Below are 11,973 nucleotides of genomic sequence, written 5' to 3'. Positions count from 1 at the left end.
GAGCAACAGAGCAACAGAGCAACAGAGCAACAGAGCAACAGAGCAACAGAGCAACAGAGCAACAGAGCAACAGAGCAACAGAGCAACAGAGCCAGGGATATAGATACCCTGGCTCTGTTGCTTTTATTTTTGTTAATTAAGCTCGTATCTGTTTGGCTGTATACAGGTTGTTCAGATTGATCAGGAGGATGCAGAAGAGTTAGTCTTCGGACTTTTACCATCATCAGAAGATTTCTGCCGAATCTCGGTCAGCAGTTCTTCGATAACCCGGATCACCAGCTTGGGCTGATCATGAATAATCATATGTTCACTTCGCTTGGCTATAATCAACTTGCTGTTATTTGAAATAGAAAGCATCTCGCGCTGTCCAATCTGCCAACTTAGCTCAATCTTGTTATTCGCTTCTTCACTGATTCCAAAACGTGTCAGATCCTGTTCCTGTCCTCGGGCAATAATGCGCACAGGCAGGTTGCCGAGCTTCTGACCACGAATTGCATCTTCGGTCGTACTGGCGAGCTTGCCTTCTTCAGCTACAGCTTTAAAATATTTCGGCGAAGCGACCACATTTACAAAATCCTGCCGATCTTCCGGTTCGACTCGCCCGGTCAGCATAAAATTGGGGAATAGTCGAAATGCACCTATTTCATCCAGAAAAATCGAGATATACGGTGAAGGGGTAGAACTGCCTGCGTGTTCTTCCTTGTAAATCTCTTCTGTACGCTCGGCATCATTTTCCGGTCGTGCATCGATCAATACCATACCCGCAATCTCATCCGGATACGTTTGTGCGAATAAACGGGAGTACATACCACCGAGAGAATGACCGGCGAGCAGATATGGACCCGGAATATCCGCTTTTTGTAGAGCAGCATGCAGTTCTTTGACAATGTTCTGCCCGGTTCGAGGCAGTGGACTGGTATCGCTCCAGGCGTAACCTGCCCGGTCGTAGGTCACGACAGTAGCTCCTGTAGATGCTGCCAGCTGCTCCGGAATTTTCCGCCAGGAGAGACTGGATTCTCCACTGCCGGCCTCCAGCAGAATCGTCGGTGATCCTTTCCCATAGGTATGGACATGCAGACGATAGCCATTGATGTCGATCATTTTACCCGGCGGTGGATAGGCAGATTGGGAGTGACGAGAAGCCACATTTTCATAAATAAATCCTGCTGCCAGCAGAAGGACGACGACTCCGACCAGTGAACCGGCAGTGCGGAGAATGATCTTTTTCCAGGAATGTCCGCTTTTGTGGTGCTCTTCAGAGTGGGGTGTTTTCATAAGTAGGGTAATCCTTTCTTCAATAGTATGAACGGATGGAGTAGATCAATAGGATACGGATAGTACAAGTCAGAGGAGAGACTGCAGACAGATTAGTCTGATTTAAGTAGAAATTGGTAAATCCTCTACACGTATATTGGACACGGAAGAGGCAATTTTAACTACCTAGCAGGTAAAACGGACCAAATTCAATCTATGGGTGGAGCTGTTTCCCTTGGTTGAATTTCTGCCTCATCTATTTGGATGAAATCGAACCAACTATTATGCTCTGATCTCATTATCAGTATCCGCATAACTATCGCCGTATAGAATAAAGCCAATCATTCAGGGAACAGATAATCCCGATGTCAGCAGAACAGTTGGCTAATCCAGTATCTGTAAACGATTCGTGTTGAAAAGCTATGAAGCTCCCGTTTGGCAGGTGTCTGTTGTGGTTAAATCTGCAAAAGGACACGTCGGATTTTATTTTTGTGCCATGACAGTGTATACTTGTAAAGTAGTGAGAAACCGTAACTTACTTATTACTTCCTATCAACATTCTGATTCGAGGAATGAGAAGGGAGTCGTTTCTCATGTGTTTTCCTAAATCTTATATCCTGTAAGGGAGGCTATTTCAGATGAAATCATTTGAATTTTATAATCCAACACGCCTGATTTTTGGTAAAGGCCAATTGGAGACATTGAAGCGTGAAGTGCCAAAATACGGCAAGAATGTACTGCTGGTATACGGCGGCGGTAGCATCAAGCGTGCAGGTCTGTATGATCAGGTAATCAAATACCTGGGCGAGATCGGTGCGAATGTAACCGAACTGGCAGGCGTAGAACCTAACCCGCGCCTGACCACAGTCCATAAAGGTGTAGAACTGTGCAAAGCCAATAATATTGATCTGGTACTCGCTGTCGGCGGCAGCGTTATCGACTGCGCCAAAGCGATCGTAGTCGGTGCCAAATACGATGGCGACATGTGGGATATCATTGAACGTAAAGCGGCTGCAACCGATGCACTGCCACTCGGCGTGGTACTGACAATGGCAGCAACCGGTTCCGAAATGAACTCCGGTTCTGTTATCACTAACAGCGACACGCAAGAGAAACTGGGCTGGGGCAGCGCGTATTCCTTCCCGGCATTCTCGATCCTGGATCCGGAATTCACGTATTCCCTGCCTAAAGATCAGACAGTATACGGTATGGTGGATATGATGTCCCATGTACTGGAGACGTACTTCCATCCAGAACAAAATACACAGGTACAGGATGGCTCCTGCGAATCCGTACTGCGTGCTGTTATCGAAGCAGCTCCACAACTGATCAATGATCTGGAGAACTATGAACTGCGTTCGACTATTATGTATTCCGGTACAATGGCGCTGAACGGCGTACTGAGCATGGGCGTAACCGGTGACTGGGCAACCCATAATATTGAGCACGCGGTATCCGCAGTGTACGATATTCCTCATGGTGGCGGTCTGTCGATCCTGTTCCCGAACTGGATGCAGTATAACCTCAAAGTCGACCCTGCCCGTTTTGCGAAGCTGGCGGTTAACGTATTCAACGTTGATCCTGCAGGCAAGAGCGACGAAGAGGTAGGTGCAGCAGGTATCCAGGCTCTGCGTGATTTCTGGACATCGATCGGTGCACCTAGCCGTCTGGCCGACTACGATATCGACGACAGTCAGATCGACCTGATGGTCGAGAAAACACTGAAGTTCGGACCTTCCTTTGGTAACTTTGCCAAACTGCAGGCAGACGATGTACGCGAAATCTATCGTATGTCCCTGTAAGCAGGGGAGTTTTGGAACCGAAGTATTAGGTTTAATGAACGAACTGTAATGGTAAGACCAGTCCGACTATAACATTTCGTATTCAAAAGCACAGTTTCTTTGATCCTATGGATCATGGGAAGCTGTGCTTTTTTGACGTATTCCAAAGGAATAGAACCATCTGAATATGCGTAGCAATGAGAGATGAATAGAAGAGGGAAAATCGAATTTTTGTAATTTGATTTCCTTTAAAGGTAAAAATATGCAACCTCATCTGTATTTATACGTAAATAAAGGTATATCGCCAACCAGCATTACTTTTGCTTTGAATAAAGCCGGTCTTGAAGGCTATGCGGCGATTATGTCACAAAAACGGAAAGGAGACCGCAGTTATGGAAACGCTATATTGGACCTGTCTGATTATCGGAGCGGTATACGCGCTGTTCAGCCTGCTTTTCGGTGACTTGCTGGGTGACGTCCTGGGCGGATTGGAATTGCCTGGAGTTGACGTGTTCAAGCCGATTGTGCTGGCAGGTATGGTTACCGTATTTGGTGGGGCTGGTATTTTGCTCGCCAGGTATACAGATATGTCTATAGGTGTCGAGTTATTACTATCCATTCTGGCGGCTATTGCAGGTGCATTGTTCGTGTTTTTCGTCTATGTCAAACCGATGGAGAACAGCGAAGTATCCACATCCTATTCGATTCGGGAGATGATCGGACGAATTGGAGAAGTGACCATACCTGTACCAGGTAAAGGGTATGGCGAAGTCATGATCAAGGTAGCAGGTGGCAATACGGTACATATCGCGTCGAGTTTTGAGCATTGTCCTATCGCGGCAGGTGTCCGTGTCGTCATTGTAGAGGAGTCGGCAGGTGTCTTGGCAGTAGCGGAATTCGAACAGGGTCTGGCAGCAGATCCGGCACCATTATAAATAAAACTATACAGCTGTAATCCAGCGATGTCTGACTCAAGCAGGTCGTATTTGGAAATAAGCACGTGACGGAAGTAGTAATCATAAAAACAAGCAGTCTTATCCATTTAGATTAAATACATGTTCAAAGGGGAGAATACAATGACAATAATGAACGAAATGATTCTGATTCCTGCCATTGTAGTAGTTGTTCTGATCGTACTGGGTATTACATTCTGGGCACGGTACAAAACCGTTAGTACAGATGAGGCAATGGTCGTGACCGGTTCTTTTCTCGGCAGTAAAAACATCTCGGATGATGGTGCCGGGCGCAAAATCAAGATCGTGCGCGGCGGTGGTGCATTTATCTGGCCAATTTTCCAGAAATCCGAATTTTTGTCCTTGCTGTCCCACAAGCTGGATGTCACCACACCGGAAGTTTATACCGAGCAGGGTGTACCGGTACTTGCTGACGGAGTAGCTATTATCAAGATCGGCAGCTCTGTCGAAGATGTAGCAACAGCTGCAGAGCAGTTCATGGGCAAGCCGATCCAGGCGCTGCAGGGAGAAGCCCAGGAAGTGCTGGAAGGTCATCTGCGCTCGATTATGGGTTCCATGACCGTAGAAGAAGTGTATCGCAACCGTGACCGCTTTGCGCAGGAAGTGCAGAGTGTTGCCGCCCGTGATCTTAAAAAGATGGGTCTGCAGATCGTTTCCTTTACGATCAAGGATATCCGCGACAAGCATGGTTATCTGGAATCCCTCGGTAAACCGCGAATTGCAGCCGTGAAACGGGATGCCGATATCGCTGAAGCCGAAGCGCTGCGCGACTCACGCATTCAGAAAGCCCGTGCCGAAGAAGAAGGACAAAAAGCCGAGCTGCTGCGCGATACTCATATCGCCGAGGCAGAAAAAGAAAAAGAACTGCAAATTGCCGCTTTCAAAAAAGATCAGGATACGGCTCGCGCTGAAGCCGATCAGGCGTATCAGATTCAGGAAGCCAAAGCCAAACAGATCATGATCGAAGAACAAATGAAAATCGAACTCGTTCGCAAAGAACGCGAGATCGATCTGAAAGAAAAAGAAATTACGGTACGTGAGAAACAATACGACGCCGAAGTGAAAAAGAAAGCTGAAGCTGATCGTTTTGCTGTCGAGCAGGCAGCGCAGGCAGACAAAGCTCGCAAAATGCGCGAAGCCGAAGCCAAACAGTACTCTATTGAAACCGAAGCCAAAGCATCTGCCGAGCAGCAGCGTCTGGCGGGTATGGCGACAGCCGATGCCGAACGTGCCAAAGGTACGGCGGAAGCCGAAGTCATCCGTCTTCGTGGTCTCGCCGAAGCCGAAGCCAAGCAAAAACTGGCTGAAGCCTTCGAAAATTATGGCCAGGCAGCTATTCTTGATATCGTTGCCAAAATGCTGCCGGAACTGGCAGGCAAGATCGCAGAACCACTTGGCAGCATTGACAAGCTGACCGTAGTTGATACAGGCAAAGGAGAAGGTGGAGGCGCGACCAGAGTCAGCAATTATGTGACTGAACTGATGGCGACTGCTCCTGAAATGCTGAAAAGTGTATCCGGTCTTGATCTGGAGCAGCTGATTCAGGGATTCGCTGGCAAAAACAACACTTCTACCGACCGTCAACCTGTACTTTCCGATAAGGCTTATACAGCGCCTATCGAAGCAGGCGATATTCACCCGGTGGAGCTGACAGCACCGACTATGGATGTCCAATCGACCAACCGCATCCCGGATGCAACACTAGATAAAGAATAAAAGTAATCGATGCTTCATATTCTTATGATATAGAGTAGCAGCCATTTGCATACTGGTTTATTGTTTGTAACTGTAAGGTAGTAAGTGTATAATACATGTATCTGTGTACAACGATTCTGGATATCCGGCAGGGATATTCATGAAATAGGTCAAAAGACGATGAAGCCGGATAAATAAAGGCTTCATCGTCTTTTTCGCTCTGACGGAGCAATGTGCAGATTATGTTGACTAGCCTGTTATTTTTTGATAACTTAGTCGGGATAAGGCGATAGTAAAAGGGGTGCAACTGTGAGCAGCCTACAAGTGGCTAAAGTACTGAATAATAACGTAATTATTGCAGATCATCCTCAGTATGAAGAGGTCGTCGTGATCGGCAAAGGAATCGGATTTAACCGCAAGACACGCGATCAGATTCCACTCAACGTCGTCGAGAAAATGTTTATTCTAACCAATCAGCAGGAGCAGGAGCAGTACAAGCAGCTGGCTACACAGATTGATGAACAGATCATTGAAGTGATTAACGAGATTATTCACTTTATAAATAAAGAAAGCAAAACTCCGCTCAACGAGCATATTCATATTGCATTGACCGATCATATCGCATTCGCCATCAAGCGTGCCGAACAGGGTATGACCGTACAGAATCCTTTTTTGTACGAGACACGCGAAATGTATCCGACCGAGTATCGATTGGCGGAACATGCCCTGGAAATGATCAAAAACAAACTGGGTGTCAGTCTGGAGGAAGACGAGATCGGCTTTGTCGCCCTGCATATTTACAGCGCATTGACGGACCAGCATATTACCCAGATCAAAGCGCATTCCCGTCTGATTGCCGATATGGTCAAGGTGGTGGAAGACAGTCTGAATATTACTATCACTGGTGACAGTCTGGATTATTCGAGGCTGCTGACCCACCTGCGCTTTGCCATTGAGCGTATCCGCCGCGGCGAGAAGGTGGCGGCTACCCATCGGCTGGAAGAAATGCTCAAGGTCGAATATCCCGAAGTATATTCGCTTGCCTGGAAGCTGACCAAAATGATGGAACGTCGTCTGCGCCGCCCTGTATATGGAGCAGAAGTTAGCTATCTAACGATGCATCTGCAGCGGTTTGTCGAGAAAAATGAAACCGAAAATTAAGTCTGTAATTTTTTTGGTTGAAAAGGCTTGCATGTTCAAAATGAGAGTGCTATAATTCAGAACGTAATCAACAAACGAATAGCGGTTATAACGTGTTACTGATTCGATCAGGCATGAGTTAACAACGTATTTGTAGCGAAGCTGCATGGCAGAGGGCGTATTCTATCCTTATCTGCACGCATAGCTTTATGTTACAGGTACATTGTTTGCTCATGCCTTTTTTGCATGCTATCCGCAAAGCGGTTGTTGAACGCAGTAAGGTCGAGGAATCATGAAAGTTCCATTTATGTAATAAATTAGACGAATTGGTTTAAATTATTACATGTTTGGGTCATACACATTGAAGAAGTGAATCCTGCCTGCACTGCAACTCAAAATCATACATTATATTCAAGAGGGGAAGTGGCTGTATTGTTTAGACGTCTGTTCGGCGTTTTGCAAAAAGTTGGTAGAGCACTGATGCTTCCGGTTGCAATTCTGCCAGCTGCAGGTCTGCTGCTGGGTATTGGTAACCTATTGGTTAATCCGGACTTTTTGCAGTATATACCTGCACTGAATGCCAAGTGGGTTCAAATTACTGCTGAAGTAATGATGAACTCTGGGCAAATCGTATTTGATAACCTATCCTTGTTATTTGCCGTCGGGGTTGCCGTCGGTCTCGCAGGAGGAGAAGGCGTTGCCGGTCTGGCAGCAATTATCGGTTATCTGATCATGAACGTAACCATGGGTACAGCAATGGGTATCAAAGCTGCGGATGTAGGTACAGGCAACTTTGCTCTGGCTTCCGTACTGGGTATTCCTACACTGCAAACCGGTGTATTCGGCGGTATTATCGTCGGTATTCTGGCAGCATCCATGTACAAGCGTTTCTTCAAGATCGAACTGCCGTCTTACCTGGGCTTCTTTGCAGGTAAACGTTTCGTTCCAATTATGACTGCTGTAACATCCCTGATCCTCGGTCTGATTATGATCGTGGTATGGCCTCCGATTCAGTCTTTGCTGAACAACGTATCTCACAACATGGTTGATGCGAACCCTACATTGTCCGCATTTATCTTCGGTGTGATCGAGCGTTCACTGATTCCTTTCGGTCTGCATCACATTTTCTACTCACCGTTCTGGTTTGAATTTGGTGAATATGTCAATAAAGCGGGCGAACTGGTACGTGGTGACCAGAAGATCTTTATGGCTCAGCTGCGTGACGGTGTACCGTTCACAGCGGGTACATTCATGGTTGGTAAATTCCCGTTCATGATGTTCGGTCTGCCTGCGGCAGCACTGGCGATCTATCATGAATCCAAGCCACAGCACAAAAAATATGTTGCAGGTATCATGGCTTCTGCAGCACTGACTTCTTTCCTGACAGGTATTACAGAGCCGCTGGAATTCTCATTCCTGTTCGTTGCTCCAATCCTGTTCGGTATTCACGCAATCTTCGCAGGTCTGTCTTTCATGACAATGCAGATTCTGGGCGTTAAGATCGGTATGACTTTCTCCGGTGGTCTGATTGACTTTATCCTGTTTGGTGTTATTCCGAACCGTACCCCTTGGTGGGACGTTATCATCGTCGGTCTGATTCTGGCGGTTGTGTACTACTTTGGTTTCCGTTTTGCTATTCGCAAGTTCAACCTCAAGACACCAGGTCGCGAAGACACTGTTGCTTCCGAGGAGAACAGCTCTGGTGGCAGTGCAACACAAGACGAACTGCCTGGCAAGATTCTGGACGCATTTGGCGGCCAGGAAAACATCTCCAGTCTGGACGCTTGTATCACTCGTCTGCGTATCCAGGTTAAAGAACCGAAAAATGTTAACAAAGACCGTCTGAAATCCCTTGGCGCTTCCGGCGTACTGGAAGTGGGTAACAATATTCAGGCAATCTTCGGTACACGTTCCGATACGATCAAGTCCCAAATGCAGGACATTATCGCTGGACGCACACCGCGTGCCACACCTCCAAGTGTAGATAATGAACCAGCCAAAGGAACTGCTGAAAATCAGGTTAACGTAATGACGGAGGAAGTAATCGTTGCTCCGGCAAGCGGTGAGCTACTGAATATCAGTGAAGTACCAGATCCGGTATTCTCGCAAAAAATGACCGGTGACGGATTCGCGATCCTGCCTTCGAGCGGAACTATCGCTTCTCCGGTAAACGGTAAAGTATTCAACGTATTCCCGAGCAAGCATGCGATCGGTATCATGTCCGAAGCAGGCAAAGAGATTCTGGTACACGTTGGCGTGAACACTGTCAAATTGAAAGGCCAGGGCTTCACTGTTCTCGTTGCCGAAGGTGACGATGTTATGGCAGGTCAGCCAATCCTTGAAGTAGATCTGGAATATTTAAAAGCAAATGCTCCATCTATCATTACACCAGTGATCTTCTCCAATCTGCCGGAAGGTGCAGCGGTAACGCTGAAAAAATCTGGAACAGTTAAAGGCGGAGAAGGCGACATCATCACCCTCAAGTAATCGAAGTTCCTTTACAACTTGTATAATACAATCCGGCAAATACAGTCTCTGGACAATGTTTTTGCCGGATCATAGGCTCTGTAATACACTAAGTACTTGATAGCCAATCCTGATTATCCAACTGAATAGTCCAACATCCAGAAAAACAATCATAAATTTGACGAATCAGCTTGATAAGGCTTGGTAAGCTGCTTAACCTCAGGGTTTTCTGTCTAAGTAGTATTAAGTGTATGTATGCAGGATGTGTTCCACAGCAAACTATAGGCGGTTCTTCGGAACTTCGCCTATAGTTTGCTATCATTATAAAATGAAAGCATATTTTGGTAAAAACGAGCATTTGTTTGGTAAAGAAATGAATTTGCCTAAATTTTGCCGCAAATTGCTAGGATTTGCTGAAAAAAGTCGAAATTTTTTCTTCCAGAACGTGCATCATGGTTTATAATGCTGTACAATAGAGTGGATGGCTTGATATTCACATCTATACTACTAATAACAGAAAGCGAGTGACTTTATAATGGAAAAAACATTTAAAATCGTTGATGAAGATGGTATCCACGCACGCCCAGCAACTGCACTGGTAACAGCTGCTAACAAATTTGCTTCTACAGAATCTTTCGCTGAAGCTAAAGGTAAAAAAGTAACCCTGAAATCTATCCTGGGTGTTCTGTCTCTGGGTCTGGAGCAAGGTGACACTATCGTTCTGTCCACTACTGGTGCAGAAGAAGAAGCGGCTCTGCAAGCTCTGACTGACGTAATGGTTAACGAAGGGCTAGGCGAAATCAATGGCTAATATTTTGGGAATTGCGGCGTCTTCGGGCATCGCCATTGCCAAAGCATTCCGTCTGGAACATCCTGAGTATGAAATCACCAAACGCTCAGTAAGTGATACCGATGCGGAACTGGCTAAACTTGATTCTGCTTTGGCACAATCCAAAGTGGAACTTGAGGCGATCAAAGAGCGCACACTGCAAGAAATGGGAGCAAAAAAGGCAGAGATTTTCGAATCTCACCTGCTCATTCTGAATGACCCTGAATTGATCGATCCGGTAAAAGACAAAATCTCTTCCGATATGATCAATGCTGAATATGCACTGAACGAAGTAGCTTCTCAGTTTGTAACCATGTTTGAGAACATGAAGAGTGCTTATCTTCAAGAACGTGCTGCGGACATGCGCGACGTAACGAAGCGTGTGATCAACCATCTGATGGGCGTTAATTTCCAAAGCCCTGCTGAAATTCGTGAAGAAGTGGTCATCATTGCTGAAGACCTGACGCCTTCCGATACAGCTCAGCTGGACCGCAACTATGTAAAAGGCTTCACAACGAACATTGGCGGACGTACTTCCCACTCTGCGATCATGGCACGCTCCCTGGAGATCCCGGCAGTAGTAGGAACAAAAGAAGTTATGGACGTTGTACAAAACGGTGATATGGTTATCGTCGATGGTCTCGAAGGTAACGTAATCGTGAATCCGGATGAAGCGACTCTGGCAGAATACCGTGCAAAACGTGAGGCTTATGAAGCTCAGGTAGCAGAATGGCGCAAACTGCGCGATGAAGCAACGGTATCCAAAGACGGCGTTCACGTCGAACTGGCTGCCAACATTGGTACACCAAACGATGTAGCTGGCGTTCTTGATAACGGCGGCGAAGCGGTGGGTCTGTACCGTACCGAGTTCCTGTACATGGGCCGTGACGAACTGCCATCCGAGGATGTTCAGTTCAACGCCTACAAAACAGTACTCGAAAAAATGGCAGGCAAGCCTGTAGTTGTTCGTACACTGGATATCGGTGGCGACAAAGAATTGCCTTACCTGGTTCTGCCAAAAGAAATGAATCCGTTCCTCGGTTTCCGTGCTATCCGTCTGTGTCTGGATCGTCAGGATATTTTCCGCACTCAACTGCGTGCGCTGCTTCGTGCAAGCGTATATGGTGAACTGCGCGTTATGTTCCCAATGATCGCTACACTGGGCGAATTCCGTGAAGCGAAAGCGGTTCTGATGGAAGAGAAAGAAAAACTGGTTGCTGAAGGTGTATCTGTATCGGATAACATCCAACTCGGCATCATGGTTGAGATTCCTTCTACAGCTGTTCTGGCTGATCAGTTTGCCAAAGAAGTGGACTTCTTCAGTATCGGTACTAACGATCTGATCCAGTACACAATGGCAGCTGACCGTATGAACGAACGTGTATCCTATCTGTATCAACCATATAACCCGTCCATTCTGCGTCTGGTTAAAATGGTTATCGATGCAGCGCACAAAGAAGGCAAATGGGCTGGAATGTGCGGCGAGATGGCAGGGGACGCTACAGCGATTCCATTGCTGCTCGGTCTGGGACTCGATGAGTTCAGCATGAGTGCAAGCTCGATTCTGCCTGCACGCAGCCAAATCGCCAAACTGTCCAAAGCTGAAATGCAAGAGCTGGCTACCAAAGCACTCGATATGCAGACAGCAGAGCAGGTTGTCGAACTCGTTAACGCTATTCAGGCGTAATTGCCGGATACCGTTTTCGGTCTAGTTATTCTTTTTTCCAACAATCCCATTAAGCTGATTTCCTGAAATGATTCGGGAAATCAGCTTTTTTTCTTTTTTATTTGTGCAAAGATGAACAAGAGTTATGAGGGGATTCGCTTCGGGAAA

8 protein-coding genes are annotated in these 11,973 nt (G+C 46.6%); 7 read left to right on the top strand and 1 reads right to left on the bottom strand.

All coding sequences use genetic code 11. The features are described from left to right. Positions 1 to 180 precede the first annotated feature (180 nt). Positions 181 to 1,275, bottom strand: a complete 1,095-nt coding sequence (locus WH46_RS13980) for an alpha/beta hydrolase (RefSeq protein WP_046227098.1) — start codon at positions 1,273 to 1,275, stop codon at positions 181 to 183. Between the two features lie 617 nt (positions 1,276 to 1,892). Between WH46_RS13980 and WH46_RS13975 the strand changes: the two genes are divergently transcribed. From WH46_RS13975 to ptsP, 7 genes are all read left to right on the top strand, one after another. Continuing rightward, entirely contained in the window at positions 1,893 to 3,056 is a 1,164-nt protein-coding gene (locus tag WH46_RS13975) for an iron-containing alcohol dehydrogenase (protein ID WP_046227097.1), read from the top strand. Positions 3,057 to 3,427: 371 nt separating this feature from the next. Continuing rightward, positions 3,428 to 3,970: an NfeD family membrane protein gene (locus tag WH46_RS13970; RefSeq protein ID WP_017813496.1), complete on the top strand. Its 543-nt coding sequence runs from the start codon at positions 3,428 to 3,430 to the stop codon at positions 3,968 to 3,970. A gap of 150 nt (positions 3,971 to 4,120) precedes the next feature. Next, positions 4,121 to 5,725 carry a flotillin family protein gene (locus WH46_RS13965; RefSeq protein ID WP_046227280.1) on the top strand — a complete coding sequence of 535 codons (1,605 nt, stop codon included), beginning with the start codon at positions 4,121 to 4,123 and terminating at the stop codon, positions 5,723 to 5,725. A 288-nt stretch (positions 5,726 to 6,013) separates the two neighbouring features. Continuing rightward, entirely contained in the window at positions 6,014 to 6,865 is an 852-nt protein-coding gene (gene glcT, locus WH46_RS13960; RefSeq protein ID WP_046227096.1) for a glucose PTS transporter transcription antiterminator GlcT, read from the top strand. Between the two features lie 411 nt (positions 6,866 to 7,276). Then, the gene (gene ptsG / locus WH46_RS13955) at positions 7,277 to 9,331 is read left to right on the top strand and encodes a glucose-specific PTS transporter subunit IIBC (protein WP_046227095.1); all 2,055 of its coding nucleotides are present in this window, start codon (positions 7,277 to 7,279) and stop codon (positions 9,329 to 9,331) included. Between the two features lie 514 nt (positions 9,332 to 9,845). Next, positions 9,846 to 10,121: an HPr family phosphocarrier protein gene (locus WH46_RS13950; RefSeq protein ID WP_017813500.1), complete on the top strand. Its 276-nt coding sequence runs from the start codon at positions 9,846 to 9,848 to the stop codon at positions 10,119 to 10,121. Beyond that, on the top strand, positions 10,114 to 11,826 hold the full coding sequence (gene ptsP, locus WH46_RS13945) for a phosphoenolpyruvate--protein phosphotransferase (protein ID WP_017813501.1): 1,713 nt from the start codon (positions 10,114 to 10,116) through the stop codon (positions 11,824 to 11,826). Before WH46_RS13950 ends, ptsP begins: the two co-directional genes overlap by 8 nt. Positions 11,827 to 11,973 lie beyond the last annotated feature (147 nt).

Origin of the sequence: Paenibacillus dauci (genome assembly GCF_000971985.1) — a bacterium.
GTDB classification, from domain to species: domain Bacteria; phylum Bacillota; class Bacilli; order Paenibacillales; family Paenibacillaceae; genus Saccharibacillus; species Saccharibacillus dauci.
The sequence above is the reverse complement of the archived record's forward strand: the minus strand, read 5'-3'. Positions and strand labels throughout refer to the sequence as shown.

Coding starts and splice junctions, on each gene's coding strand:
- WH46_RS13980 (WP_046227098.1), bottom strand. CDS start 1,275: ATGAAAACACCCCACTCTGAAGAGCACCACAAAAGCGGACATTCCTGG.
- WH46_RS13975 (WP_046227097.1), top strand. CDS start 1,893: ATGAAATCATTTGAATTTTATAATCCAACACGCCTGATTTTTGGTAAA.
- WH46_RS13970 (WP_017813496.1), top strand. CDS start 3,428: ATGGAAACGCTATATTGGACCTGTCTGATTATCGGAGCGGTATACGCG.
- WH46_RS13965 (WP_046227280.1), top strand. CDS start 4,121: ATGAACGAAATGATTCTGATTCCTGCCATTGTAGTAGTTGTTCTGATC.
- WH46_RS13950 (WP_017813500.1), top strand. CDS start 9,846: ATGGAAAAAACATTTAAAATCGTTGATGAAGATGGTATCCACGCACGC.
- ptsP (WP_017813501.1), top strand. CDS start 10,114: ATGGCTAATATTTTGGGAATTGCGGCGTCTTCGGGCATCGCCATTGCC.